Annotated in this window: 25 protein-coding genes and 14 tRNA genes; 7 read left to right on the top strand and 32 right to left on the bottom strand. The window is 54.8% G+C overall.

What is annotated here, in order from left to right:
* Positions 1 to 24: 24 nt before the first annotated feature.
* The 5 genes from FKP33_RS16365 to FKP33_RS16345 all read right to left on the bottom strand — a co-directional run bounded on the left by FKP33_RS16365 (position 25) and on the right by FKP33_RS16345 (position 6,690).
* The gene (locus tag FKP33_RS16365; protein WP_141335812.1) at positions 25 to 1,092 is read right to left on the bottom strand and encodes a LacI family DNA-binding transcriptional regulator; all 1,068 of its coding nucleotides are present in this window, start codon (positions 1,090 to 1,092) and stop codon (positions 25 to 27) included.
* Between the two features lie 253 nt (positions 1,093 to 1,345).
* Positions 1,346 to 2,929, bottom strand: coding sequence for a peptide chain release factor 3 (locus FKP33_RS16360; RefSeq protein WP_127608190.1), 1,584 nt, complete (start codon positions 2,927 to 2,929; stop codon positions 1,346 to 1,348).
* Positions 2,930 to 2,974: 45 nt separating this feature from the next.
* Positions 2,975 to 4,048, bottom strand: coding sequence for a metallophosphoesterase family protein (locus FKP33_RS16355; protein WP_236595788.1), 1,074 nt, complete (start codon positions 4,046 to 4,048; stop codon positions 2,975 to 2,977).
* Positions 4,049 to 4,306: 258 nt separating this feature from the next.
* The gene (zwf, locus tag FKP33_RS16350) at positions 4,307 to 5,827 is read right to left on the bottom strand and encodes a glucose-6-phosphate dehydrogenase (protein ID WP_127608191.1); all 1,521 of its coding nucleotides are present in this window, start codon (positions 5,825 to 5,827) and stop codon (positions 4,307 to 4,309) included.
* Between the two features lie 89 nt (positions 5,828 to 5,916).
* Complete coding sequence (locus FKP33_RS16345; RefSeq protein WP_141335781.1) at positions 5,917 to 6,690, bottom strand: YwmB family TATA-box binding protein; 774 nt, start codon at positions 6,688 to 6,690, stop codon at positions 5,917 to 5,919.
* Positions 6,691 to 6,879: 189 nt separating this feature from the next.
* On the opposite strand from FKP33_RS16345, the gene FKP33_RS16340 reads away from it, so the two are divergent.
* The gene (locus FKP33_RS16340; protein ID WP_054796158.1) at positions 6,880 to 7,263 is read left to right on the top strand and encodes an LSm family protein; all 384 of its coding nucleotides are present in this window, start codon (positions 6,880 to 6,882) and stop codon (positions 7,261 to 7,263) included.
* A 60-nt stretch (positions 7,264 to 7,323) separates the two neighbouring features.
* Here the strand turns inward: FKP33_RS16340 and FKP33_RS16335 are convergent, their stop codons facing one another.
* The gene (locus tag FKP33_RS16335) at positions 7,324 to 7,764 is read right to left on the bottom strand and encodes a GNAT family N-acetyltransferase (protein WP_141335780.1); all 441 of its coding nucleotides are present in this window, start codon (positions 7,762 to 7,764) and stop codon (positions 7,324 to 7,326) included.
* A gap of 312 nt (positions 7,765 to 8,076) precedes the next feature.
* On the opposite strand from FKP33_RS16335, the gene FKP33_RS16330 reads away from it, so the two are divergent.
* A complete protein-coding gene (locus tag FKP33_RS16330) occupies positions 8,077 to 8,769 on the top strand; it encodes a hypothetical protein (protein ID WP_141335779.1) in 693 nt (230 codons plus the stop codon).
* Between the two features lie 45 nt (positions 8,770 to 8,814).
* Here FKP33_RS16330 and FKP33_RS16325 read toward each other — a convergent pair whose 3' ends face one another.
* Positions 8,815 to 9,105 (bottom strand): hypothetical protein, encoded by a 291-nt coding sequence (locus FKP33_RS16325; RefSeq protein WP_127608211.1) that lies wholly within the window; start codon positions 9,103 to 9,105, stop codon positions 8,815 to 8,817.
* Positions 9,106 to 9,289: 184 nt separating this feature from the next.
* The gene (locus tag FKP33_RS16320) at positions 9,290 to 9,598 is read right to left on the bottom strand and encodes a winged helix-turn-helix transcriptional regulator (RefSeq protein WP_054796155.1); all 309 of its coding nucleotides are present in this window, start codon (positions 9,596 to 9,598) and stop codon (positions 9,290 to 9,292) included.
* A gap of 158 nt (positions 9,599 to 9,756) precedes the next feature.
* Between FKP33_RS16320 and FKP33_RS16315 the strand changes: the two genes are divergently transcribed.
* Together FKP33_RS16315 and FKP33_RS16310 are read left to right on the top strand one after the other, a co-directional pair.
* Positions 9,757 to 10,524 carry a DODA-type extradiol aromatic ring-opening family dioxygenase gene (locus FKP33_RS16315; RefSeq protein ID WP_054796154.1) on the top strand — a complete coding sequence of 256 codons (768 nt, stop codon included), beginning with the start codon at positions 9,757 to 9,759 and terminating at the stop codon, positions 10,522 to 10,524.
* A gap of 21 nt (positions 10,525 to 10,545) precedes the next feature.
* Positions 10,546 to 10,980, top strand: a complete 435-nt coding sequence (locus FKP33_RS16310; protein WP_141335778.1) for a DoxX family protein — start codon at positions 10,546 to 10,548, stop codon at positions 10,978 to 10,980.
* A 65-nt stretch (positions 10,981 to 11,045) separates the two neighbouring features.
* Here the strand turns inward: FKP33_RS16310 and FKP33_RS16305 are convergent, their stop codons facing one another.
* The 10 genes from FKP33_RS16305 to FKP33_RS16255 form a co-directional block, all read right to left on the bottom strand.
* Positions 11,046 to 11,693, bottom strand: coding sequence for a response regulator (locus tag FKP33_RS16305; RefSeq protein ID WP_141335777.1), 648 nt, complete (start codon positions 11,691 to 11,693; stop codon positions 11,046 to 11,048).
* Positions 11,674 to 12,750: a HAMP domain-containing sensor histidine kinase gene (locus tag FKP33_RS16300; protein ID WP_127608194.1), complete on the bottom strand. Its 1,077-nt coding sequence runs from the start codon at positions 12,748 to 12,750 to the stop codon at positions 11,674 to 11,676. Before FKP33_RS16300 ends, FKP33_RS16305 begins: the two co-directional genes overlap by 20 nt.
* 15 nt (positions 12,751 to 12,765) lie before the next feature.
* Positions 12,766 to 13,416 (bottom strand): cell wall-active antibiotics response protein LiaF, encoded by a 651-nt coding sequence (gene liaF / locus FKP33_RS16295; protein ID WP_141335776.1) that lies wholly within the window; start codon positions 13,414 to 13,416, stop codon positions 12,766 to 12,768.
* Between the two features lie 148 nt (positions 13,417 to 13,564).
* Positions 13,565 to 14,263 (bottom strand): PspA/IM30 family protein, encoded by a 699-nt coding sequence (locus tag FKP33_RS16290; protein ID WP_127608196.1) that lies wholly within the window; start codon positions 14,261 to 14,263, stop codon positions 13,565 to 13,567.
* A gap of 2 nt (positions 14,264 to 14,265) precedes the next feature.
* Positions 14,266 to 14,793: a PspC domain-containing protein gene (locus FKP33_RS16285; protein ID WP_127608197.1), complete on the bottom strand. Its 528-nt coding sequence runs from the start codon at positions 14,791 to 14,793 to the stop codon at positions 14,266 to 14,268.
* Positions 14,790 to 15,470: a PspA/IM30 family protein gene (locus FKP33_RS16280; RefSeq protein WP_054796150.1), complete on the bottom strand. Its 681-nt coding sequence runs from the start codon at positions 15,468 to 15,470 to the stop codon at positions 14,790 to 14,792. The genes FKP33_RS16285 and FKP33_RS16280 overlap by 4 nt, the downstream gene beginning before the upstream one ends.
* Positions 15,471 to 15,512: 42 nt before the next feature.
* Positions 15,513 to 15,815 (bottom strand): LiaF transmembrane domain-containing protein, encoded by a 303-nt coding sequence (locus FKP33_RS16275; protein WP_127608198.1) that lies wholly within the window; start codon positions 15,813 to 15,815, stop codon positions 15,513 to 15,515.
* Positions 15,816 to 16,008: 193 nt separating this feature from the next.
* Positions 16,009 to 17,196 carry a GNAT family N-acetyltransferase gene (locus FKP33_RS16270; RefSeq protein WP_141335810.1) on the bottom strand — a complete coding sequence of 396 codons (1,188 nt, stop codon included), beginning with the start codon at positions 17,194 to 17,196 and terminating at the stop codon, positions 16,009 to 16,011.
* A gap of 722 nt (positions 17,197 to 17,918) precedes the next feature.
* Positions 17,919 to 18,725, bottom strand: a complete 807-nt coding sequence (locus tag FKP33_RS16260) for a pyruvate, water dikinase regulatory protein (protein ID WP_127608200.1) — start codon at positions 18,723 to 18,725, stop codon at positions 17,919 to 17,921.
* A gap of 32 nt (positions 18,726 to 18,757) precedes the next feature.
* Entirely contained in the window at positions 18,758 to 19,405 is a 648-nt protein-coding gene (locus tag FKP33_RS16255) for a helix-turn-helix transcriptional regulator (RefSeq protein WP_127608213.1), read from the bottom strand.
* 212 nt (positions 19,406 to 19,617) lie between these two features.
* On the opposite strand from FKP33_RS16255, the gene glpX reads away from it, so the two are divergent.
* The 3 genes from glpX to FKP33_RS16240 all read left to right on the top strand — a co-directional run bounded on the left by glpX (position 19,618) and on the right by FKP33_RS16240 (position 22,624).
* Positions 19,618 to 20,601: a class II fructose-bisphosphatase gene (gene glpX / locus FKP33_RS16250; RefSeq protein WP_141335775.1), complete on the top strand. Its 984-nt coding sequence runs from the start codon at positions 19,618 to 19,620 to the stop codon at positions 20,599 to 20,601.
* A 63-nt stretch (positions 20,602 to 20,664) separates the two neighbouring features.
* Positions 20,665 to 21,483 (top strand): sulfite exporter TauE/SafE family protein, encoded by an 819-nt coding sequence (locus FKP33_RS16245; RefSeq protein ID WP_127608202.1) that lies wholly within the window; start codon positions 20,665 to 20,667, stop codon positions 21,481 to 21,483.
* Between the two features lie 106 nt (positions 21,484 to 21,589).
* Positions 21,590 to 22,624 carry a polysaccharide deacetylase family protein gene (locus tag FKP33_RS16240; RefSeq protein ID WP_141335774.1) on the top strand — a complete coding sequence of 345 codons (1,035 nt, stop codon included), beginning with the start codon at positions 21,590 to 21,592 and terminating at the stop codon, positions 22,622 to 22,624.
* 58 nt (positions 22,625 to 22,682) lie between these two features.
* On the opposite strand, the gene FKP33_RS16235 is transcribed toward FKP33_RS16240, so the two are convergent.
* From FKP33_RS16235 to FKP33_RS16170, 14 genes are all read right to left on the bottom strand, one after another.
* Positions 22,683 to 22,762: transfer RNA gene (locus tag FKP33_RS16235), tRNA-Leu, on the bottom strand.
* 3 nt (positions 22,763 to 22,765) lie between these two features.
* Positions 22,766 to 22,842: transfer RNA gene (locus FKP33_RS16230), tRNA-Arg, on the bottom strand.
* 20 nt (positions 22,843 to 22,862) lie between these two features.
* Positions 22,863 to 22,951: transfer RNA gene (locus FKP33_RS16225), tRNA-Leu, on the bottom strand.
* 7 nt (positions 22,952 to 22,958) lie between these two features.
* A tRNA-Cys gene (locus tag FKP33_RS16220) sits at positions 22,959 to 23,032 on the bottom strand.
* A 15-nt stretch (positions 23,033 to 23,047) separates the two neighbouring features.
* Positions 23,048 to 23,122 (bottom strand) — tRNA-Gly (locus FKP33_RS16215).
* A 10-nt stretch (positions 23,123 to 23,132) separates the two neighbouring features.
* Positions 23,133 to 23,204: transfer RNA gene (locus FKP33_RS16210), tRNA-Gln, on the bottom strand.
* 17 nt (positions 23,205 to 23,221) lie between these two features.
* Positions 23,222 to 23,297, bottom strand: a tRNA-His gene (locus FKP33_RS16205).
* 15 nt (positions 23,298 to 23,312) lie between these two features.
* Positions 23,313 to 23,386: transfer RNA gene (locus FKP33_RS16200), tRNA-Trp, on the bottom strand.
* Between the two features lie 7 nt (positions 23,387 to 23,393).
* Positions 23,394 to 23,479: transfer RNA gene (locus FKP33_RS16195), tRNA-Tyr, on the bottom strand.
* A gap of 11 nt (positions 23,480 to 23,490) precedes the next feature.
* Positions 23,491 to 23,566 (bottom strand) — tRNA-Thr (locus FKP33_RS16190).
* 4 nt (positions 23,567 to 23,570) lie between these two features.
* Positions 23,571 to 23,646, bottom strand: a tRNA-Phe gene (locus FKP33_RS16185).
* Between the two features lie 32 nt (positions 23,647 to 23,678).
* Positions 23,679 to 23,755: transfer RNA gene (locus FKP33_RS16180), tRNA-Asp, on the bottom strand.
* A gap of 44 nt (positions 23,756 to 23,799) precedes the next feature.
* Positions 23,800 to 23,876, bottom strand: a tRNA-Met gene (locus FKP33_RS16175).
* Positions 23,877 to 23,897: 21 nt separating this feature from the next.
* Positions 23,898 to 23,973, bottom strand: a tRNA-Val gene (locus FKP33_RS16170).
* Positions 23,974 to 23,977 lie beyond the last annotated feature (4 nt).

Here is a 23,977-nt window from a genome sequence, read left to right as displayed (position 1 = left end):
GCGGCAAAGCCGGGCTCTATGCGTTTAGAACCGCGTTCCCTCAAGCCGGCACGAACGGCGGACGACAAGCCGGGTATCGAGCTTCACCCCGATTGGTTTCATCCGCACGTTATCGTCCGCGTTCAGGCGGCCGATCACTTGTTCGGCCGCGATCCGTCCCATTTCGAAGAAAGGAACGGCCACACTGGAGAGCGGAGGATCGGTCACGCGGGCTGCATCCGAATCGTCGTACCCGATAATCGCATAATCCCGTCCGGGCTGAAACCCATGCTCCCGCAGCCCTTGTATCAACCCGATCGCCATCCGGTCGTTGGAAGCGAATACCGCATCGATCCGCTCCATATGCGGCGCCATAGCCGAGGCGGCTTTGTACCCGCTTGTCCGGCTGTAATTGCCTTCGTAATACAAGCCGGCCGGCATCTCGGCAGGGATGTTCACATGCGCTTCCAGCAGGCCTGCTTCCTTCATCGCTCGAAGATACCCCAACCACCGGTCCCCGCTGTTCGAATACTGAACGGAGCCGTTCAAGAAGGCGATATGCCGGCAGTTCCCTGCAATCAAATGTCGAACCGCCTGATAGCTCCCCTCCACATGATCGGCATCCACCAGATTAAATTCGGCTCCCGGAAAATGCTGATTCACCACGCAATAAGGAAATCCGTTCTCGTGCAGCTTGGCAAGCTCCGCCCGTTCCTGCGCCGTATCCGTGGCGCCTAGCAGAATACAAGCATCCACCTTGTGCGATCGGAACAACCGGCTGTAATCGTTCTCCTCGCCGGGAGTACGGAACATTAACAGCATGTCGTAGCCGGAGTTCCTCGCCTGCTCCCCGATGCCGCTAAGCACCTCGGCAAAATAATAAGTCGAAAAAATATGCACTTTGGGCACATACGGAAGCACGACGCCGATGTTCCCGCTGCGCCTTCTGGCGAAGTTTTGGGCAATCGCGTTCGGATGATAATTGAGCGTCTCGGCCGCTTCCAGTACGCGCTGCTTCGTCTTCTCCCTCATCGGTCCGACCCCGTTGAATACCCGGGAAACCGTTGCTTCCGAGACCCCCGCCAGTATGGCGACTTCTTTGCGGGTTACGATGTAGACCACCCCCGTTCTTTATCGCGCTACGCCAGTTGCGCTCATTATCTCTCGCGCGGCCCGCACTGTCAACCTCAATCGTCCGCTCAGGTCCCTCTTCACCGCTTGCCCTGCTACACTATCAATATGCTTGACAGTACGTTACGGCCGTCTGAATCGGTCCTGCCCAGCCCCCCGGATAAACCAAAAAAACCTTTCGCCAACCGCTCTTAAAGCAGCGGGGGACGAAAGGTTTTGGCAGATACGCCGTCCCTTACGGGGCCGTCTCCAAAAACTTCAAATTCGGATTTTTCTCCATCGCCGTACGAAGCGCATACTCGTTCTCGAACAGCGCTACATAGTTGTCCTTCTTGTCCTTCACGAGCTGCGAATTGATCCGGAATTTGCCCGGATCGATATCGTCGCCGACGAGCCAGCGAGCGAACTGATACGTCATGCGGGAGAGCTGTACGTCAACCCCGTACTCGCCTTTCATCCGGTACTCGAACACCTCGAACTGGAGCTGCCCGACGACGCCGAGGATCAGATCCTCGAAGCCGATCGTTTTGAACACTTGAATCGTGCCTTCCTCCGTCAGCTGATCCACGCCTTTTTGGAACTGCTTGTGCTTCAAGGCGTTCTTGACCGTCACCTTCGAGAACAGCTCCGGCGAGAACGTCGGCAGCTCGTCGAACTCCAGTCCCGGGGTTTGGCTCAGCGTATCGCCGATGCGGAAGATGCCCGGGTCGAACAGCCCGATAATGTCGCCGGGGTACGCATCCTCGACGATATCGCGGTCCTGTGCGAGAAATTGCTGCGGCTGCGACAGCTTGATGTCTTTACCGACCCGCACGTGCTTGACGCTCATCCCGCGCTCGAATTTGCCTGAGCAAATGCGGAGGAAGGCGATCCGATCACGGTGCGCCGGGTTCATGTTCGCTTGAATTTTGAAAATGTAGCCCGAAAATTTCTCATTCAGCGGATCGATCTCGCCTACGTTGCTTTTGCGCGATGTCGGTATCGGTGCAAGCTGCAGGAAGTTTTCCAGGAACGTCTGCACCCCGAAGTTGTTGATCGCGCTCCCGAAGAATACCGGGGTCAGTTCGCCGGTACGCACCTTCTCCATATCGAACTCGTCGCCCGCAACATCGAGCAGCTCCAAATCCTGCACGAGCTGCTCGTAGAAAAATTCGCCCGCAATCTCCTTCACGATCGGATCGTCGTAACCGCTGACAGGCTGAACCTGAATTTCACGGTGATCATCGCCCTGGAACAGCTCGACCTGCGTCAGCTTCCGGTCGTACACGCCGCTGAATTGTTTGCCCGAGCCAATCGGCCAGTTCATCGGATAAGAGCGAATGCCGAGCAGGTTCTCCAGCTCCTCGAGCAGCTCAAACGGATTGCGCCCTTCGCGGTCCATCTTGTTAATGAACGTAAAGATCGGAATGCCCCGCTTCCGGCACACCTGGAACAGCTTCTTCGTCTGGGCCTCGACCCCTTTGGCCGAGTCGATCAGCATGACCGCGCTGTCCGCCGCCGTCAGCGTCCGATACGTGTCTTCGCTGAAGTCCTGGTGACCCGGCGTATCCAGAATGTTGACGCGATGACCCTCATAATCGAACTGCATCACGGACGAAGTGACGGAGATTCCGCGCTGCTTCTCGATCTCCATCCAGTCGCTTGTCGCGTGGCGGCTCGCTTTGCGCCCTTTGACCGTACCGGCCAGCCGAATCGCTCCCCCGAATAAGAGCAGCTTCTCGGTTAATGTCGTTTTCCCGGCATCCGGGTGAGAGATGATCGCGAACGTCCGGCGTTTGCGGACTTCCTCCGCTATTTTTCCTTGATTATCGGTACTCATGTCGAATGTAATTCCTTCCTCATTTCGCAAAGTTACAGATGTTTCTTACGCCTTCGTCAGCGGAACCGTCCAATCGGCTTCCTTCAGCCATTGCTTCCCGGTGAAATCCCGGCCGCGAAGCGTGACGCGATCCCGATACACTTGCACATACAAGCCTTGCGACTTCTCTTTATCCACGGTCTCGTATTTGCGGTTCATGACGCGGCCGACCGATGAATTATGAAAATAATGAAAGCTTTCCCTCACATAATGTTCAATAGTCCCTTGAAAATCCTGATGACTGTGCCCGCAGAATACGAATACGTTCTTATAAGGCTTCAATATTTCACGAAAACGATTCGCAGGAATCAGCTGATGCGTTTTGCCGTCGCGGCCTGCTGGCGGAAGCGGCTGATGCGTCATAATGAACACCGGCTTGCCGTCCTTGTGTGCGGCCAGACGCTCCTCCAGCCAGGCGAGCTGCTCCTCGGAATACCAAGCGCCCTCGCCGACCTCCGGTTTCTCCTGCACATACGTTTCCTGCGACAGCAGAATGACGTGATGTCCCTGCACCCACACGTCATGGTACGGCTTAGACAAGCCGAAGAACGCTTGAAACCGCTCGCGCGACTGCCAATCGGTTTTGCCGTTCGGCATCGTATCTTTATTAAATCGGCCGAATCGATCAATCCAAACGTCATAGTAATCGTGGTTGCCCATGTTAGCGTACAGAGGCGGCAGCTTGTACGCCGAGAGCAGCTTGCTTAGCCCCTTATACTCTTTCTCGCTGCCGTACTCGGTCAAGTCGCCCGTAAGCGCGATCGCGTCAACCGGCCCCCCGAGCTCCTGAATGTCTTCGAGCGCTTTCTTCAAATTCCGGATCGTATGCGGATCGGCTTCCGAAACATGCAAATCGCTCAGCACCATCAACGAAAACAGCGGCGCATTCGGATCGCCCCCCGCTTGCGGCTCCGGCTTGCCCGTTTGAGGGGCGTCCACCGAACCTTTCGCGGCTCCCGGCGCTCTGGACGCTTCTTGCGTGGCAACAACCTTCTGCAGCAGCTTGACGAGCCCAGCGAGCGCCGTCGCAATCAGAGCGAGCATGGCGAGCATCCACCCGATAAAAGCGCGTCTGGACACGCAGAACCCCCCTTACCTAACGTCAACACTTACTCTCCATCATAACATACTTCACGAAATGAAAAAAAGAGACTGCCTGGCGCGAAGCTTCCCCGCAGCCTGACAGCCTGTCCTTCGTTTATACTGTAGCAAAAATGTCCGCGCCGGCGTCTCCCCGGGTATCTGGAGAGCTCCAAGGGCGTCCGTACGAACCCCTATGTCCGGGTCCGGCGCTCCACCGGCCTCGGACAAGTTCATTTCCGTTGTGGCGCTGCTTGCTTAACGCTGTACGAATTCCCAAGCCACTTCGCCTTCGTCTTGACCGTTGACCGGCCACCAGCGGAAACCGTCTTCTTCGACCAGCTTCCGGCCGCGTTCCGGTCCCCATGTGCCGGCCGGGTACGACTGCAGGTCATCGGACCGTTCGCTCCATGCTTGCGCAATCTGGTCGACGTACTTCCAGGCGAGCGCCACTTCATCCCAACGAGTGAAGTAGGTGGAGTCTCCGCGGGCGGCGTCATGCAATAGACGCTCATACGCTTCCGGAGTATTCAAGCCGACTTGGCAGCTTTGGCAGAAGTCCATCGCCACCGGCACGATCGTGCCCTCCGAGCCCGGTTGTTTGGCGTTCATTTTGAAATAAATGCCTTCCATCGGGTTGACGCGGAACACGAGCAGGTTCGGCTCCAGCTTGTGCTTCTTGGCCAAATATACATTATTCGGCACATTCTTGAACTCGACCACAACTTCAGTCGTTTTCACGGGAAGCCGCTTGCCTGTACGAATGTAGAACGGCACGCCGGCCCATCGGAAATTATCCACGAACACGCGCGCGGCAAAATACGTTTCGGTATTCGAATGCGGATTTACTTTGTCCTCCTCGCGGTAACCGGGGAGCGCCTGTCCTTTCAGCGTTCCCGCCGCATATTGACCGCGGACGGTATGGGCGCGCACCTCATCGGACGATTCAAATCCCCGCAAGCTGCGAAGTACCTTCACCTTCTCGTCCCGGATACTTTCCGGGTGCATCCGTCCCGGGGGCTCCATGGCCATGATCGCAAGCATTTGGAGCATATGATTCTGACCCATGTCGCGCAGTGCGCCGGAACGGTCGTAGTAACCGCCGCGCTCTTCCACCCCGACCGTTTCGCTCAGCGTAATTTGAATGTTGGCAATATATTTATTGTTCCACAGCGGCTCGAAGAACGCATTCGCGAACCGAACCACGTTGATATTCTGCACCATTTCTTTTCCGAGGTAGTGGTCAATGCGGTAAATATCCTTCTCATCGAACACTTGGCGGATTTCGGCGTTCAGCTTCTCGGCGGATTTCAAGTCGTAGCCGAACGGCTTCTCGATGACCAGCCGGTGCCAGCCGCCGGTTTCCTGCAGGCCGCCGGCCTTCAGGTTATGCGACACGCTGCCGAACAGTTCCGGCGACAGCGCCAGGTACGATAACCGGTTGCCGCCGATTTCGAATTTGGCGTCGAGCTTATCGGTCAGGCTGCGCAGCTCGCGAAACCCTTCCACGTTGTTGATGTCGAGCGACATGTATTCGAAATGCTCGGCGAAGGACTCCCACTGCTCGTCCTTCGTTACATTGTAGCGCGCGAACTCTTTGATCGAATCCAGCACGTCTTGACGGAATTCCGCATTGGAACGCGGACGGCGTGCGAGGCCGACGACGGCGAATTTATCGCCCAGCTTCCGCTCGCGGTATAAACTGTAGAAAGCCGGGAACAGCTTACGACGAGCCAAATCCCCAGTCGCTCCAAAAATTAAAAACACAGCATTCGTCATAATTTCCCTCATTCTTTCTCTTAGTATATAGGGTGGAAAAAACGCCTATCCTGCTTTTCCCTTTAGCATAACCAAAATGAGAACGAGTTTCAATACTCTGTCGTAATGACAGGTGTGCCGAGCGTCAGCCGCCAGTCGCCCGATTGCGAATCGCAGCGCAGGGCCGCCTGCAGATGAAGCTTCCGATCGCCGCTCCAGACGAATTCGTTCAGCTCCGGCGACGCGTACGAGACGCTGACCGTGCCTCTGTCCTCGTAACGCTCCTCCGCCTTCGCTGCCAGCTCCCGCTCCACCGTGCGGAGCGCGGCTTCCGCGCCTTGCGCGCTCGGGTCGGCAAGGCCGCCCTGCACCATTACGTTCCATGAGGCATCCCATTCCAGCCCCTCTACAGCGGCGTCCAATCGCTGCTGGAGAGCGACCGCTTCCGCGGCTCCGGCCGCAGGGAGCGTCTCACATTCCGTCTTCACGATCGCGTAAAACTCGCCGGCATTCAGCGAGGTAAGCAGCAGCGTCTGCTTGCAGCCGCCCGCTGCACCCTCCTGGCGGTATACGGCGTGCCCTTGCTGCTCTGTGAGGGCGGCGGCTGGAGTCATGCCAAGCCGTTCGCTCCACAATTGCCCGTCGGCGAGCAGATCGGCTTCGCCGGATACGGGGAGGTAAGCGCCTGTCTTTTTCATCGTCAGCTTGACGGTTGCTGCAGGATCCATGACTTGCTTCGCAGTCGTCAAGAGCTTGATAGTGTCGGCATAGGTCCCCGCCTTGCCCGCCGTCCCCGCTGCCGGCAGCGCCGCCTGCGTGCGCAGTACCGCCAAACATCCGATTGCCGCCAACGCCAGCAGAGCCATCATCCCGAACTTCCGCATCGCATATCCCGTCCTTTTGTTCCGAATCTATCAATCTATTGACCAGCATGGCCGGAATCCATAGATTGTATACCCCGCGCCCGCAAAAATAGGCAGTCGCCCCCGGGCATTCGTCTAGGACAGCGGTACAAAAGCCGCATAGTCTGAAGTGTAGGCTTCCAGCAAGCCATGACGGAGGTGAATGTACGCATGAAACCGATCTATCCGATAGGCGAAGCGGGGTGCAGGCCGCATTACGGCAAGCCGGTCTGCGTGATTTTGAAGAACGGTACCGAAATCTTCGGGACGCTGATCGGCGTCAAGAAAGGCGAGCTAATTCTCAGTTACGACGAAGAAGAGGCGGTCGCTCCAGCTTCCGGCCCAACCAGGAGCAGCCGACGCTCGCCGAAGAAGAAAGCCCCCGCTTCCGGCAAAAGAGCCGGGAAAGGAACCGCCGCCGAGCATATCGCGCAGGCATCCGCTCATCCGTTCGGCCCATCCCCTTACCCGGCGTATCCCGTTTCCGTTCTTCAGCACGGCCGCCGAGTCGTTCTCGACATTGGACTGGTTGGGCTGTTATTCACACTCGCTTAATTGCAAAAAACCAAGTCTCCGAGGCTCGCAAGCGAAGCGAACGGCAGACTTGGTTTTTCATTACATTGACTTCCTCATCAAGAAACAACGCATATGCGGATCGTAATAAATCGACGTGTACCCTAACCGTTCATAGAAGCCCCGGGCCCGCCCGTTCGCTTCGTCGACCCACAGGGTCACTTCGGGCAGTCCCAATTCCTGCGCCTTCCGTTCCACGTATAACATTAAACGTTTGCCAATCCCCTTTCCCTGATACCGGGGATCGACTGCGAGCATATCGACCGACAACCGTTCGCGGTCTGCTATTAGCGCGATAAATCCGACCGGAACGCGTCCGGCCGTTGTTTCCACGTACGTCACGCCCTGGCTCAGCCGCTTTCGCAGAAGAGATCGACTGATTCGAGCGCTCGGTAGCGTCTGTTTGGCGAAAGGTAGCAGCTCTTTCTGGACAAGCTGATAAATCACGCCGTCGTCGCGCCGAGGAATTCGTTTGCGGATCATCCGTCAAACCGCCTTTCCCTAGCTGAAGCTTTTCCTCCATCGTATGTAGGGAACGGAAGAAAGGTTAGGGCGGACGACCCGTTTATTTTTTATACTTTTTGCCTACGAATCGCAGGAACGCAACACAAATCACCAACACGCCCGCTATCACGATCACTTGTACCGCATTCATCCGAACGAGCTCCTTTTGACCGAAATTTGATTTTTTATGTTACTCCAATTACTCGGCCGGTGTCAAGTGAAATGATTTACGAGCAAAGCGCCAATGGTTTATAATGGAAATAAGCATCTGGAGGGATAGGGGGGCCGGACATGATTACACCACCAATTACACGAGTATTCCGTCCGTATGAGGTGCATGCCCAGTGGTATGCGTACGAACAGTCGCAGTCCAAAGCCGTCGGCTCGGCGAAGCCGAAACCGCCGGGCTTGCCCGTTATGCTTTGGCCCCAGCATCGATTCGAGCAATTCGCGCGAAGGACGGCCGCCGATCTCGCGAACGTGTTGACCGCGGCCGGGAAAGCCGGACAAGCCGTCGAGGCGGCCAAACAAGCCGCGACCACGACGGAACCTGACGGCTTGCCGGAAGCCGCCGAGCATATGGTCGAGGGATTCAATCGACTGTCCGGCGCTTTAAGCGATGCCGGCAGCCTGTTAAAGCCGGCTGTCCGCAAATGGGCGTCCCGCCTCCCGTTCGGCGACCTGGAGCGCATCGGCATCGTCCGGCAGCCGGACGGCTCGCTGCGAATCGATGCGGAACTACTCGCCGAGCAATTGCAGCGGCAGCCGGACGTCGTTGCCGGCACGCTGACCGGCAGCGGCGGCTTCGCCGATCGGCTGGCAGCAGCGGCTGACCGTCTGCAATCGCTCGCCGCGTCGAGCCTGATTGACCGGCAGCAGGACGAATACCGCGCGTTCAGCAGCTACACGGTCAGCCCGGACAGCGGCTTGCAGACGTATTTATCCGTGCCGCTAACCGGCACGCTGTTGGATGTGTCCAGGTAAGGAGAGCCCTTGCGCCCGCCTCGCGATCAGAGGCGGGACGCTCCGTCAGGCGCCTGTCGCCCCTGCCGCCGCTTGGCGCACGCGCAGCGCATGCCGGATCGTCTCCTTTTTCACACGGTCGGCTTTATCCGCTTCAGCCTCCATAAAGAAATCGTCGGATTGATATAAGGAAAGCAGCGTGTTCTCGGCTGCCCGTCTCGCGGCGTCCTCCCGCTGCAGCAAATAATGCGCAATTTGATAACTGTATACCTCGTAACGCTTCAATACTTCCGCCTTCTCCCCGAACGACAGCCGTTTCGTCGGTTGGTGTCGTTTCTGTGCAGCCAAGCCTTTCATTTTCGGCAAGTCATCTCCTCTCCAAGCCGCAAAGAACGCATTCGTCCTCTAAGTAATATGACGAATGAGCGGCTGGAAAGCATTCACTTCTAAAGAAATCTTAAGAAATACAGAAGCCCCGACGGCATTTGTTCCGTCAGGGCTTCCTATTGTTATGCAACATGGTTACCGGCCGCATCTTGTCTCATTTTACCCAATCTATCGACCACGCTTCAATACCGCGAATGACAGGTTCCAGGGCGCGCCCCTTCTCCGTTAATGAATATTCGATGCGAACCGGCGTTTCCGGGAATACTTCCCGTAACACGATTCCTTCCTGCTCCAAATCCTTTAGCCTTTCGGACAGCAGTCTTCCGCTGATGGGCAATGCCGCTTCAATCGTGCAAAACCGCTGACGGCCCGAAAGCAGCTGATAAATGATGAGCACGGCCCACCGTTTACTGAGGATTTGCGACGCTTTTTCCATCCGGGGACATAACGTCGACTCGTTCATAAGGCTTCACCTCACTCTTAGTACTAGTATAACCGAAATAAACTAAAAATTATATAGTTAAACTTCATTAATTAGTTACTTGACATATTTAAGTTATTATCTTAAACTAACTTACATAAAGTAACCTAAAACGAACGCACTTGAAGGAGGTCCCCTTAATGGTACCATCGTTATTTTTAGCCCACGGTTCACCGATGCTGGCCATCGAGCAAACCGAATACGCTGCATTTCTCGCTCAACTGGCCCAGCGCATCCGTCCGAAAGCTATCGTTATTTTCACCGCGCATTGGGAAACTGAAGTGACGACGATTTCCTCGTCGGACGACGTATACGACACCATCTACGATTTCTACGGCTTCCCCGACGAACTGTACAAGATTCGTTATTTAGCCAGAGGCTCCTCCATCGTTGCTGCGAACGTGAAGGAGCGGCTGGAAAAGAACGGCATCGCCGTACAAACCGACACGACGCGCGGCCTCGACCACGGCTCCTGGACGCTGCTGCACCGGATGTACCCCGAAGCTGACATACCGGTCGTACAGGTTTCGGTCAATCCGTACACCGCGCCCCGCGAGCAATACCGGATCGGTGAAGCGCTCCGCGGCCTCGGCGACGAAGACATCCTCGTGATCGGCAGCGGTGTCACCGTGCATAACCTTCGCATCATCAAGTGGGGCCAAACGACACCCGAGCCTTGGGCTGTCGAATTCGACGAGTGGCTGCTCGGACGCCTGGAGCAAGACGATCAGGAAGCGCTGTTCGACTATGCCGCGCAAGCCCCTCACGCCCGCCTCGCTGTTCCGCGCGCGGAGCATTTCGTGCCCTTCTACATCGCATGGGGCAGCGGAAATCCGCAAAGAAAGCCGTCGGTCATTCACCGCAGCTACGATTTGGGCACGCTCAGTTATTTGAGCCTTGAATTTTAATCCTAAGGGAGAGAAACAGTCATGAATAGAAATGTCGAAATCGGACAACTCATTTTACGCATAGGCTTGGGCCTCACCTTCATGATCCACGGTTACTTGAAATTTGCCGGAGGCATCGCCAATGTTTCCGGCTGGTTCGAAAGCATCAGTCTCCCTGGCTTCATGGCCTATGTGGTTGCTTTGGTCGAGCTGATCGGCGGCTTCGCGGTGATCCTCGGACTTGGAACCCGAATCATTTCCGCGCTGTTCACGATCATTATGCTGGTCGCCCTGTTTAAAGTAAAGCTTGCCGCAGGCTTTACGGGCAGTGCTCAAGCGACCGGATATGAGCTTGAAATCGTACTGCTGGCCATGTCCGCAGCACTTGCCTTCAGCGGCAGCCAGTTGCTCTCCGTCGAGAGATTGCTCCTGAAAACGATGTTCGGCGATCAGTTCGAAGATCGCCGCGCCGCTTAAGCCAACAGCAAATCCCCGTTCCTGCAGCCTCCGCGCTGACGGATACGGGGATTTTTGTGTGTTTGCTATTCCACCAGGCCCTGCTTAAACGCATAGATGGCCGCTTGAGTCCGATCCTCGACGTCGAGCTTAGCGAGTATATTCGTCACATGAAACTTCACCGTTTTCACGCCGATGAACAGCTCGTCTGCGACATCCTGGTTCGATTTGCCCGAAGCGATCAGCCGCAGCACTTCCATCTCGCGATCGGTCAGCTCCTCGTGCGGCATCGCCGCCTGCTTCGGCTGCCGGAACCGGTTCATCAGTTTGGAAGCGACTTGTGATTCAAGCACCGACTGCCCTTTAACGGCCGACCGGATAGCTTGGGCGATTTCTGCCGCGCGCGACGTTTTGAGCAAATAGCTGAACGCTCCCGCTTCTATGACCGGATAAATTTTCTCGTCGTCGATAAAGCTCGTCAGCACGATCACTTTACAATCCGGGTGCTGCTCCAGCAGACGGCGCGTCGTTTCGATCCCGTCCATCCCGTCCATCACCAAATCCATCAGCACCACATCAGGACGGTATTCGAGCGCCAGCCGAATGCCTTCCTGACCGCTGCTTGCCTCGCCCACCACCTCGATATCGTCTTCCGTACCGAGCACGGCCGCTAGCCCGATCCGCACCATCTCATGGTCGTCGACTAGCAGCACTTTAATCGTCGTCTCTTCCATTCTGAGTCCCTCCCTCCGCCATAATCGGAATTCTGATCTCGATCCGCGTGCCTTTGCCCGGCGCCGTCAATAAATTCATCGAGCCGCCGATTTCGTTCACGCGTTCATTCATCGTAACTATACCATAGGACGCTTGCTTCCTCATATCCAAATCGAAGCCGACGCCATTATCCCGGATCAGCAGCCGCACCGCATCGGCGGAAGGCTGCGTGAGCCGTACTTCAAGCTTCGTCGCCTTCGAGTGGCGCAGCGCATTCGACATCGCTTCCTGGGCGATCCGGAACAGATGGTCCTCGATGCCCTTGGGCAGCTTAATATCGTCCGACAGCTCCCAATCCATCTCCATCGGCACTTTCGCCGCGAGCTCCTGCATCAGCTCGACCAGTCCCTCCGACAAGCGCTTGCCCTCCAGGTGAACGGGCCGCAAATGCAGCAGCAGCGCGCGCATCTCCGATTGGGCAACCGACGCCATCTCTTCAATAAGATGGATCTGCCGCTGCGCTTTGTCGAAATCTTTATCCAGCGTCCGCCCGACCGCCGTCGCCGTCATCGAGATTGCGAACAGCTGCTGGCTGACCGCATCGTGCAGTTCGCGTGCCAGCCTCTGCCTTTCCTCGACGATAGCCGAATATTTAGCCTTTTGCGCCAATTGGGCGTTGTTGTTGGACAGCCGCTGCAGCGAAGAGACCTGCTCTTCCCATTTCTTCGTTATTTGATTAAGCTGCTCCCCGAGGCGTCCGATCTCGTCCTCGCCTAACGGCGGCACCGCGCGGCTCAAGTTTCCTTTTTCCAGCAGCAGCATCACTTCCCGAAGCTGTTCGAGCCTGCGGTTGATACGCGTAGAGTACCACAGCCCGTAAGAGCCGCCGAGGATGATCGTAATGGAGATCAACGTCAAACTGAGGCTCACGCCTTCTTTCCACGACTCAAAAGGACGAATATACCCGTTCGCCTGGAGAAAGTACACGATAACGGCAAACAAAATAAGGCTGAGCCCGATGGACTCCGCCATACTTCGCCATATCATGTTGGTCAGACGTTTCTCATGTCCGTCCATGCCGCTTCCTCCACGCTACACGATTTTGATATCGATATCCGCAATAACATAAGACATTTCGATCTTCACTTGACGATCCGCCGTCCAATAGTTCGGCGACTGCCATACGAGCTTGTTCAGCACGCCCGCTTCCTTATCATACCCGATGCTCGTTTGACCGAAAAGCACAGAAGCCGTCACGGATAACCCGACATCCTCCGGCACGATGAAATCGATGTCCCCGATCACGCCCTGCAGGACGATGGTCGTCTCCTTCTGCTCGGGTATCGCATACGTCAAATCCATATGAATCTCGCCAAGCACGTTCCAAATCGACATATTGCGCAGCATCCAGGGATCTCGGCCCCAACGAATGCTGTCGATGATGCTTTGCTTCCGGTAATGACGATCGTCCCGGTCTATCTTTCGTGATTTGTGATAAAAAAATCCTAGAGAAATCAGTACGACCGCAATCACGAGCGGCATATTTCCGCCCAAGAGCAGCAGCAGGCCGATAATCATCAGCACATACCCTTTGCGCCCGGTTCCCGAACGAACTTTATACACGCCGAATAACAGTAAAAAGAGGGCGACCACCGTGATGAAGCTCATGTGATCGTGCGCCAACAAAAAAATGCCCGCTCCGATCAAAACGAGTGCGATATTGCGGTTTCGTTTACGGTACATGTGTGCCGCCCCCTTTCGTCGGTCTAGTTGATAGCGTGAAACAAAAGCCATAGCGGCTGCATAATGGCCCTCCATGGCTTTTGCCCTACCTAGCATATCATAACTGCCGGGTTCGCTCCACTAGCATTTTCACGGCTGCTGCGAATGCTTATTTAGGCTCGGAAGAAATTTTTTCTTTCAGAAGGTTCAACTGCTCGTCGAGCTTTTGCTGTTTCGCCGGATCGACGTTCGCGCCAAGACCGTAAGCCGAACCCGTATAAGAGGCCGTGCCGACAAAAGGCTTGCGTGCGATCTCCGCCTCCACTTCGAGCGTCATGATTTTCTCTTCCATGCGGCGGAAGCCCTTCACGGCACTGCCGCCTTCGATAACGTTGTTCGCCGTCACTTCGGCCATTTGCTTCTTAGCCTTGGCCAGCTGTGCGCGGGAAATCAGCTCGCTGCGCTTGTTGCGCATTTGATAGAACGAATCTTTCATTTCATGCAGCTGTTGTACCAGCTCGGCCGCTTGCCCCTTGGCCTGCTCATGCAGCTCGGTGTATTCGGTAATTTTCCCTTCGTGATACAGCTTTTGTTCGAGTGCTTGGCGTGCCGCCAGCTCCTGATCGTTCTTGAGCGCTTCCTTCGCTTGCGCTTCGAATTGCGCCGTCAGACGAACCGCTTCATCCAGACGTTCCTTCAGCTTACGTTCACTGGCGATTTGACGGGCGACCGTCACTTCGGCCTGTGCGATTTCCTCTTCCATGTCGCGGATATATTGGTTCAGCATAATGATCGGATCTTCGACCTTATCCAACAGCTCGTGCAGCGACGCTTTCGTCATATCTTTAATTCTGGAAAATACTCCCATGATTATATCTCTCCTTTAGTTTGGTTTTGTTGTTGTTTTTCGTATTGCGCGACTTTGGCGCGGAGTTCTTCAATTTCTTTCCACATCGCTTTTTTCTCGATGTCTTTCATCATATCGTCAAGGTCGCTGCCGGCCGTGCCCGCCGCTTGCGCTTGGCTTGCCGCATACTCGGCTTCGTAACCTCCCGCTTGCTGCGGGCTGCCCCAGCCGTAACGCTGCGCTTTACGGTAGTGCCTCTCGGCGCGCTTCCAATCTTTCCAGCTGCAGAATTGATGATCCCACTTGCCGCCATACGGATTCGCCCCTCCGCCGTAGCCGGGACCTGGACCGTGAGGCCCGCCGTGCCAAGGCTCGCTCGGGATCACCAGCGCCGCCAATACATAGATAGCGATGACGACTCCGCCGGAGAACAGCGTCGTGATGACCACCAGGAGACGAAGCAGCGTCGCATCGAATCCCAGCGTTTCTGCAAGACCTCCGCATAAGCCGGTAATCTTACGATCGGTTCGGGAACGGTATAATTTCGTCATGGTCGATTCCAGCCCTCCTGTTGCAGTTTACTGCGAAGTTTTGCGAGTTCTTGGTCCAGCGCTTGCGAAGCGGCGCCGCTGGCGGCAGTCCATGCGTCACGGACATGGCCGCGAACCTCGCGAAGCGTTCTCGCCGTCAGTTCCATGTCGGATACGCGCTCTTCCAATCGTTCGAACATGCGTGGCGACGGTCCTGCGCCCATCGAACGCATTCGTTCGTTCATGCGCTGCTGCAGCCGGACAGATTCCAGTCTGGCGATATAATAGCTCCGTTTCGATGCGATTTCATCGAAATCGGCTTTTAATTGCTGCACTTGCTCCTCGAGCTCGACGATGCCCAGTTTGCTTTGCTCATACAAGGCTTTGTACTGCGCCGCTTTTTCTTCCTGCGCCATCTTCTCCTGCAGCGCCATCCGGGCGACTTCATCCTCGCCGGCACGCAGCGCCAGCATCGCTTGCTGCTCGCGGCGCTCCTTCAGCTGCTCGGCTGCCGCGTACTGATGGCGGAGCGACGCGGCGTGGCTTAAACATTGCTGCAGCAGCTTCTCCGATTCGCGGATCTGCTCCGACTGCGAAGCCAAATATTTATCGATCAAGCGAACCGGGTCTTCCGAATTTTCCAGCATCTCATTGAAATGGGCGACCGTGATGTCACGGAATCGTTTGCCTAAACTCATGCTTCGTTCAACCACCTTTTCTTCCAGGATTCGTTATGTGTGTTAGTAAACCGATTTTTTGCAGCGCAGCATCGAGACACCGTAACCGATCAATCCGATCGCCACCAGCAATCCGATCAATCCGGACAGCTTGCCGAGCAGAATCAAACCGCCGATACCGATCAAGATCCAGCCGATAATGCTCTTACCGTTCTTCAGTCCGACGAATCCGAGGCCGACCATAGCTGCGGGGAATAGGATGCTCATGACATGATGCCCGATGTGAAAACCCGTCTTGTTCAGCAGGATCAGCGCTCCGAAGAAAATCAACAGCACCGCGAGTCCGGTATGTTTATTCATTCTCATGAATTCGTTTCACCGCCTTTCGTTTGTTTCTCGTTTGCTTATGTCTTTATTCTAGGGAAAAACCGCTCCACCCAAAACGAACCAGCGGCGGGTTTTGAAACTCGACTAAAGTCCAGTGAACTGCCCGACTGGCGGATTCGGCAGCCGCAACTAAAAAACCTCAGCATCCCCAATAAGGGTGCTGAGGTTTCATTTAAAAGTAATCCGCCAAATACACCGGGCGCGGCGGAATAAGCCGTTCCAGCGTTTCCACCGCTTCCGCCGTGCCCTGCAGCCTGCCGATCTCATGCAATAAGGCCGGGCGCCGGTAACCGAGCATCAGCACAGCCAGCGTTTGAATGCTGCAGGACGCGAACGGGAGGCATCCTGACGACGCGCTGTCCGCTTCCCGCACGACAGCCGTCCCGGACTCGTCCACAGAGAGCCGCCACACCCCGTTGTTCCACGCGGCATGCGTGTCCTCGACGCGCAGCAGCAGTGTGCTTTCCACACCGGAGGCGAACGGAAATTTTGCCAAAAACGCGGGCACATCGACGATTCTGGCCATAAATGTAGGCGAGAGCTCCTGCTTGATGCGCGGATGGTCGAGCAGGAACGCCAGATCGTCCTCGGCCGGAGCTGACAGCGTGAGACGATCGATCATCGAATCGTGATCGGCCAGAAACCGCCATAGCGCCGTCCGAGCTTGGTGATCGAGATATACAAGCTCGTGCACCTTCAATACCCGCTCCTTCACCTGATACATCACATATCCTGCAGCACGCCCCGAAGAGTCGTAGTACACGGCTGCCGTCCCCGGCTTATTTCGGAATACGCGATACTCCCACCAGCCCTCCTCCCGGACCAGCATCCCGTTGTATCGCTCGGCATAGGCTGTGTACACCGGCTCCAACAGCTCACGCTGCCCGCCGGTACGTACGATCTTCCCTGTGCCGGCCGGCCAATGGGGGAGCAGCGCCGCCGGGATATCGTATATTTTCTGCTCCGCGCACATTTCCCAGCCGAACTTCCGGTAGAAAGGGAATTGAAACGGGTATAGGAACGACAGTGTCTGTCCCTGTTCCTTCATGGTCATCAACGCATGCGCCAGCAGCTTCGTCACAAGCCCGCCCCGCCGGTACTCCGGCCAAGTGGCAACGCCTGCGATGCCGCCCAGGGCGAATTTCTTGCCATGCATCCAGGTTTCGAAGCCGTGGATCGTCAGCTTGGCCGCCAAGCGGCCATCCACATAAGCGCCCCACAGCTCCTCGGTGCGCATCAAAGCTTCGCGATGATAACGGTCTTCCTCTGTCAGTACATACTGAAAAGCGAAAGCAGACAAATCCATCGACTCTTGAAACTGCTCCTTGGGGATATTGCGAATCACCGGCTGTTCACTCATCGCACAACTACCTTTCTTTTCCTCGTCGTCTCTACTTTTTAACCCGGCTGCAAAAAACGCATTCCAGTCCGGCTGATTGCCTCGCGGCCGAGCGTTCTCCCGCTTGCTGTACGTTCGGTCCATCCGTTTCGTGCAATCTTGAAAACTCATTTTCTCGCTTTATCGAGGCAATCCTCATATACTTGCGTCTTGCGTATGCGCCTAAGTAAAAGACAAAAGACATGCTGCTGCCATTGTAACCCAGAATATCGGGAAATTCCATGTTTCTACCATGAATAAAATGCTAGTCAATTGGATGTAAATCAGTAGCAGCGAGCTTTGAGCGAGCATCTCCGGCCCTGTTCTCCCGCGGAATTAACTGTTTTTTTCCTGTCTCGGTCATAAGTCCATACCAAAATTATATAAAGGCCATATAGTATAATATGACTTCTGAAAGGGGGATGTCACATGAGCGCTGTCGGATTTTTTACAACAACTGGTGTAATTCTTGTATTGTTCATCTTGCTCGTAATTGTTTTACGTGCACTCATCATCTAATCTCTTAATGCCGAAAAACCCCCTGTAAAGCTACTAAGTAGCTTTCAGGGGGTTTTTCATGTATAAGGGCCACCCTCCGATTTGCGGCATGCGGCGTCCCGTCGGCTTATGAGTTCGCTTGTCGCTCAAGAGCGCCTTCGAAGCATGCAAAAAGGCTCGAACCTTCACGGTCCAAGCCTTCGGAATTAATTTAAATAACCCATAATAATGCCCGCTGTTTCCTCGATTGCCTTATCGGTCACATTAATGATCAGACTGCCCACTTGCTTCATTAGCGTTTGCGCGTATTGCAGTTCCTCATCGATCCGTTCCATCGTCGCATACTTCGCTCCGAACGGCAGGCCGACCGCCTTCAGCCGCTCAGTCCGAATCTTGTACAACTTCTCGGCGTCCATCGTGAGTCCGACGATCCGGCTGCCGGGAACGAGAAACAGCTCCTTGGGCGGCTTCACTTCCGGCACCAACGGTAAATTCGATACCTTGATGCCCTTATGCGCCAGAAAAATGCTCAGTGGCGTCTTCGATGTCCGCGAAACCCCGATCAGCACCAGGTTCGCCTTCAACAGCGAGCTTGTATCCCGGCCATCGTCGCACTTCACTGCAAACTCGACCGCTTCCACGCGGCGGAAATAATCCTCGTCGAGCCGGTGCAGCAGCCCCGGCTCTCGCTTCGGCGCGTCGTTGAACGTATCGACGAACGCTTCCATCATCGGCCCCATAATGTCCACGGCGCGTACGCCGAGCCGGAGCGCTTCTTCCTTCATCGTTTCCCTGAGCTCGGGCTGCACGAGCGTATACGCAATGAATCCGCCCCGCTGCGCCGCTTCTTCGACGATGGCGCGCACTTCATCTTCCTTCTTAATATGGCCGATCCGCTTCGTCCTTACCTGATGAGCATCGAACTGCCGGATCGTCGCTCTGACGACGGCTTCTGCCGTTTCCCCAACCGAATCAGAGCAAATCGTAATTTCATAATGTTGTTCTTCCCTCATTCGGTTCCTTCTCCTTATTTTTCAGATCATGATTAGCGGTCTATGGCCAAATCCAGCAGTATTTTCGTCATAATCGTTTTTGTCACGCGTCCTACTACTTCCCAACGGGTCCGCCCGCCCGCCTCTTCGCTTTTCACCGGCACGACCACCGGCAAGCTGTCCACTTGGTGGTGAATCATTTTGTTCGCCGCATCGATCACCGATTCCTCCGGCGTTACATGAATGACATTGGGCTCTCGCGTCATGACCATACTCACCGGCATGGAAGAAGCGCTGGCGTTGCCGAACGTAAATTTCAGCAGATCCTTACGGGAAATGATGCCGGACAAACAACCGTCCTCCCCGACTACAATCAAGCTGCCGACGTTCTCCAGAAACAACGCCACAACCGCATCGTGCACCGACGCCTGGTCCCGGACAACGACAGGAATCGCCTGAACGTCCCGCACTTTCAGCCCCAGCAGCTTGCGTGAAGCCTGTGATCCCGTATTCACCGATGAACCTGGCGTGTATCCGACCTTCGGCTTGGCGTCAACCAGCCCCAGCATAACAAGCAGCGCCAGGTCAGAGCGCAGCGTCGGTCGGCTTAACCCGAGCATTTCCGCTATTTGTTCGCCGGTAATCGGCGCATTCGCTTTCACTAATTCAACGATCTGTAATTGGCGCGCACTCAGTTCGATGACCGGTCCCTCCTTGTTTCGCCAGCTCTTATCCGCATCTTTTCCATATGATTGTATCAAAAATAGTCTCTTTCTCAAAGAACCGTTTTGAGTCTACGTCCTTATTGTCGCAATATTATCGCGCTTCTCGAATAATTATTGCGTACTATATAGTTATTCATTATACTATATTCAGATTAAATGTACCATTCATATTCAGGGAGTGAGAGCAGATGGAAAGAGAATTGGCATTGGAAATCGTTCGCGTCACCGAGCTCGCGGCGCTATCGGCGGCAAGCTGGATGGGCCGTGGAGATAAAAATCAGGCTGACGGCGCCGCTACGACGGCCATGCGCGCCATGTTCGATTCCGTTTCCATCCGTGGAACCGTCGTTATTGGTGAAGGGGAAATGGACGAAGCCCCGATGCTTTATATCGGAGAAGCAGTCGGCAACGGACAAGGACCGGAGGTCGACGTCGCGGTGGATCCGCTTGAGGGCACAGAGCTCGTTGCCAAAGGTTTAAACAACGCCTTGGCAGTCATCGCCATTGCGGGCAAGGGGCAGCTGCTTCACGCTCCGGATATGTATATGGAGAAGCTGGCCGTCGGACCGGCATTAGCCGGTAAATTAAGTCTCGACGATCCACTCGAGACAACCTTGGAACGCGCCGCCGACTTGTTAGGCAAGCCATTGAGCAATTTAACCGTCATGATCTTGGATCGTGATCGGCACCGTGAACGTATTCATACACTGCGCCGCGTTGGCGTGCGCATTAAATTTCTGAGCGACGGCGACGTCGCGGGAGCAATGGCACCTGCTCTGTCTGAATCGGGCATCGATTTGTACGTCGGTTCCGGAGGAGCTCCCGAGGGCGTGCTCGCCGCCGCTGCGCTGCGTTGTCTCGGTGGCGAGCTGATCGGCAGACTCATGCCGGGCAACGAGGAAGAATTCACCCGCTGCCGCGAGATGGGCATTGACGATCCGTACAAAATATTGAGCATGGACGATATGGTCGGTAACGGGGACGTTATCTTTGCGGCTACCGGCATTACCCCAGGCGAATTTCTAAGCGGCGTGCGCTATACGAACGATCACCGTGCGGAGACCCACTCGATCGTCATGCGAGCCAAAACGCGCACAATACGCTTCATTCAATCGAGTCACTACTTGCCGAACAAACAGTTGCTCAGCGATATTTTGAACGCCCAGGATTGAACTTCATCGTTTCTATGTTAATATTTATTTACATTAAATATTAACATGGAGGAAGGTTATCTCATGAGCTTTTTGTTTTTTACCGCCGTCGGCCTGATCGCAGCTACCTTCGGTAGCCTTGTCGGTCTCGGCGGCGGTATTATTATTGTGCCTGCACTCGTTTATTTAGGCCCATTGTTCGTCGGGCAGACGATATCCGTCTCCACGGCGGTCGGCACTTCGCTTGCCGTACTTATATTTACCGCGCTTTCTTCAACCTTAGCGTTCTTGAAGCAGAAGCGCGTGGATTTTAGAAGCGGCTTGCTTTATTTCATGACATGCGGGCCCGCAGCCATGCTGGGCTCCTACGTGACGCAATTCGTTGATGCGCAATCGTTTCAGTTGTACTTCGGTTTCTTTATGATGTTCATGGCCATACTGCTCATCCTTCGTGATTATATCAAACCGATCAATGTCCGCTGGAGCGTTCAGCGCACTTACATAGATGCTTCAGGACAAACGTTCGAGTACGGTTACAGCCTGATTCCAGCACTGGCCATCGGCTCGGCCGTCGGCTTTATTTCAGGTCTGTTCGGAATCGGCGGAGGCTCGTTGTTCGTTCCTGCCATGGTACTCCTGTTTCGTTATCCGCCGCATGTCGCTACCGCCACTTCGATGTTCGTGATTTTGCTATCTTCGGTGATGGGCACCGTGACGAAGCTGAGTCTTGGAGAGGTGGACCTATGGATGGTCCTTTGCCTGGCTCCTACGGCGGTGCTCGGCGGTTGGTTAGGCGCTCAAATCGCCAGCCGTCTAAGCAGCAAGAAACTGCTATGGGTGCTACGCATCTCCTTCGTATTGATCGCTTCCAAAATGATCCTCGAAGGCCTCAACATCATCTAACAACACCGCATAATTCTCCTCCTCCTATCCAACACTAAGATAACTTTATGGATAAGGGGGAGGCACCGTGTATCCTCGTATAGGAATGAATCTCGCTTGGACGACGATGCTCAGCATCGCGTTGACGTCCTGTTCGGCACAACCCCATCCTCATACAACACCGCAAGCGTCCCCTTGGACAAGTCAAGGGAATTCAAAACAGGCCCAGGCGTCCAACGATACACCTTCAACACGAAATACGGGTTCCACATCGTCCCCCCATACACGTATCGAAAGCTTGACTCCGTCCATTCCCGACAAAGTCCCTGCTGCGCCCGTTAAGCCGACACCGGAAGTTCATACGGAAACCGTCCCGGCGCCTGCCCAGCAGCAGGTTGTCCCTAAGAAGGCAGCTAAGACGCAAGCTCCGCCAAAAACCGTATCCGCCAAAACCGGTAAACAGAAACAAACGAACCACACGACGGCTGCAGCGCAAAACCAGCGTCTAACGCTCTCTCAGCTTGTAAAAAAGTATCCCCAGCTTTTACGATTACGCGGTTCTTCGACCGGTAAAAAAGTCGCTCTTACCTTTGACGATGCGCCTGATCTTAAGTTTACCCCCCAAGTGCTTGATATTTTGAAAAAATATCACGTGCAGGCGACCTTCTTCATTGTCGGTTCACAAGCCGAGAAGCATCCGGAAGTCGTGAAACGCATCGTCAATGAAGGACATGTTATCGGCAATCATTCCTATTCGCATCCGCTGTTCACCAAACTGGACGAGCAATCCTTTCAGCATCAGATTCTGCAAACGCAAGACACCTTGCACAGCTTAATTGGCTACAGACCGAGACTAATCCGTCCACCCTACGGTGAAATCAGCGAGAATCAACTTCTATGGACTTCGGATCGTGGTTACCTTGTTGTCAATTGGAACGTTGATTCGATGGACTGGAAGCAATTAAATGAGCCTCAAGTGACTTCCAATATCTTGCATCACACCAAAGCCGGTTCAATTGTTCTTCAACATTCCGGGGGTGGCTCTACCCAAGATTTAAGCGGCACCGTTCGCGCATTGCCTCATGTTATCGAGAAGTTACAAGGCCAAGGTTATCGTCTTGTCACTTTACCGGAATTGCTTAACGTCCCGAAAGGAAAATAAAAGAAAAACACATATAAAAAAAGCATAGAGAGCGAATAATTCGCTCTCTATGCTTTGATGCCGGTAGAGGGACTTGAACCCCCACGGTTTCCCTCACGATTTTGAGTCGCGCGCGTCTGCCAATTCCGCCATACCGGCTGGTGGCGTGCCCTAAGAGATTCGAACTCCTGACCTTTTGATTCGTAGTCAAACGCTCTATCCAGCTGAGCTAAGGGCACATAAAACATTTAGATTGGAGTGGTGCCGAAGACCAGACTTGAACTGGTACGGTAGTCACCTACCGCAGGATTTTAAGTCCTGTGCGTCTGCCGATTCCGCCACTCCGGCGTAAGATTGGAGGCGCCACCCAGACTCGAACTGGGGGTAAAGCTTTTGCAGAGCTCTGCCTTACCACTTGGCTATGGCGCCACACAGCTATAAAATTGGAGCGGAAGACGGGACTCGAACCCGCGACCCTCGCCTTGGCAAGGCGATGCTCTACCACTGAGCCACTTCCGCAAGAATGTAACTGGGGATCTAGGATTCGAACCTAGGCATGACGGAGTCAAAGTCCGTTGCCTTACCGCTTGGCTAATCCCCAATGTGAGTTTAGAAAAATGGGGCGATCGATGGGACTTGAACCCACGAATGCTGGAGCCACAGACCAGTGCGTTAACCCCTTCGCCACGACCGCCATATGAAATTTGTTTGGCAGGGGCAGCAGGAATCGAACCCACACCAAAGGTTTTGGAGACCTTTGTTCTACCTTTAAACTATGCCCCTATGAAAATGGTGGAGGCTGATGGATTCGAACCACCGAACTCGTCAGAGAACAGATTTACAGTCTGCTGCGTTTGGCCACTTCGCTAAGCCTCCATATGAAACTGTGGTGCCGCCGAGAGGACTTGAACCCCCAACCTACTGATTACAAGTCAGTTGCTCTACCAATTGAGCTACAGCGGCATAATGGTGGCTCGGGACGGAATCGAACCGCCGACACGAGGATTTTCAGTCCTCTGCTCTACCGACTGAGCTACCGAGCCTAACCTTACAAATCCATTCATAGTTTAAATAATGGCGGAGCCGACGGGATTCGAACCCGCGGTCTCCTGCGTGACAGGCAGGCATGTTAGGCCTCTACACCACGGCTCCACACTATGTATTCAATATCGAAGCTATGATCTCCGAGATGAATTTGGTTGCGGGGGCAGGATTTGAACCTGCGGCCTTCGGGTTATGAGCCCGACGAGCTACCGGGCTGCTCCACCCCGCGTCGTTAAACAAAAAGTAATTATGGTGGAGGCTGACGGGATCGAACCGCCGACCCTCTGCTTGTAAGGCAGATGCTCTCCCAGCTGAGCTAAGCCTCCATAA

This window comes from Paenibacillus sp. tmac-D7 (genome assembly GCF_006519665.1).
Lineage (GTDB): Bacteria > Bacillota > Bacilli > Paenibacillales > NBRC-103111 > Paenibacillus_G > Paenibacillus_G validus.
The sequence above is the reverse complement of the archived record's forward strand: the minus strand, read 5'-3'. Positions and strand labels throughout refer to the sequence as shown.

Excerpts from the sequence above, each read along its gene's own strand:
- FKP33_RS16360 (WP_127608190.1), bottom strand. The coding sequence starts at position 2,929 with ATGAGTACCGATAATCAAGGAAAAATAGCGGAGGAAGTCCGCAAACGC.
- zwf (WP_127608191.1), bottom strand. The coding sequence starts at position 5,827 with ATGACGAATGCTGTGTTTTTAATTTTTGGAGCGACTGGGGATTTGGCT.
- FKP33_RS16345 (WP_141335781.1), bottom strand. The coding sequence starts at position 6,690 with ATGCGGAAGTTCGGGATGATGGCTCTGCTGGCGTTGGCGGCAATCGGA.
- FKP33_RS16340 (WP_054796158.1), top strand. The coding sequence starts at position 6,880 with ATGAAACCGATCTATCCGATAGGCGAAGCGGGGTGCAGGCCGCATTAC.
- FKP33_RS16335 (WP_141335780.1), bottom strand. The coding sequence starts at position 7,764 with ATGATCCGCAAACGAATTCCTCGGCGCGACGACGGCGTGATTTATCAG.
- FKP33_RS16330 (WP_141335779.1), top strand. The coding sequence starts at position 8,077 with ATGATTACACCACCAATTACACGAGTATTCCGTCCGTATGAGGTGCAT.
- FKP33_RS16325 (WP_127608211.1), bottom strand. The coding sequence starts at position 9,105 with ATGAAAGGCTTGGCTGCACAGAAACGACACCAACCGACGAAACGGCTG.
- FKP33_RS16320 (WP_054796155.1), bottom strand. The coding sequence starts at position 9,598 with ATGAACGAGTCGACGTTATGTCCCCGGATGGAAAAAGCGTCGCAAATC.
- FKP33_RS16315 (WP_054796154.1), top strand. The coding sequence starts at position 9,757 with ATGGTACCATCGTTATTTTTAGCCCACGGTTCACCGATGCTGGCCATC.
- FKP33_RS16310 (WP_141335778.1), top strand. The coding sequence starts at position 10,546 with ATGAATAGAAATGTCGAAATCGGACAACTCATTTTACGCATAGGCTTG.
- FKP33_RS16305 (WP_141335777.1), bottom strand. The coding sequence starts at position 11,693 with ATGGAAGAGACGACGATTAAAGTGCTGCTAGTCGACGACCATGAGATG.
- FKP33_RS16300 (WP_127608194.1), bottom strand. The coding sequence starts at position 12,750 with ATGGACGGACATGAGAAACGTCTGACCAACATGATATGGCGAAGTATG.
- liaF (WP_141335776.1), bottom strand. The coding sequence starts at position 13,416 with ATGTACCGTAAACGAAACCGCAATATCGCACTCGTTTTGATCGGAGCG.
- FKP33_RS16290 (WP_127608196.1), bottom strand. The coding sequence starts at position 14,263 with ATGGGAGTATTTTCCAGAATTAAAGATATGACGAAAGCGTCGCTGCAC.
- FKP33_RS16285 (WP_127608197.1), bottom strand. The coding sequence starts at position 14,793 with ATGACGAAATTATACCGTTCCCGAACCGATCGTAAGATTACCGGCTTA.
- FKP33_RS16280 (WP_054796150.1), bottom strand. The coding sequence starts at position 15,470 with ATGAGTTTAGGCAAACGATTCCGTGACATCACGGTCGCCCATTTCAAT.
- FKP33_RS16275 (WP_127608198.1), bottom strand. The coding sequence starts at position 15,815 with ATGAGAATGAATAAACATACCGGACTCGCGGTGCTGTTGATTTTCTTC.
- FKP33_RS16270 (WP_141335810.1), bottom strand. The coding sequence starts at position 17,196 with ATGAGTGAACAGCCGGTGATTCGCAATATCCCCAAGGAGCAGTTTCAA.
- FKP33_RS16260 (WP_127608200.1), bottom strand. The coding sequence starts at position 18,725 with ATGAGGGAAGAACAACATTATGAAATTACGATTTGCTCTGATTCGGTT.
- glpX (WP_141335775.1), top strand. The coding sequence starts at position 19,618 with ATGGAAAGAGAATTGGCATTGGAAATCGTTCGCGTCACCGAGCTCGCG.
- FKP33_RS16245 (WP_127608202.1), top strand. The coding sequence starts at position 20,665 with ATGAGCTTTTTGTTTTTTACCGCCGTCGGCCTGATCGCAGCTACCTTC.
- FKP33_RS16240 (WP_141335774.1), top strand. The coding sequence starts at position 21,590 with ATGCTCAGCATCGCGTTGACGTCCTGTTCGGCACAACCCCATCCTCAT.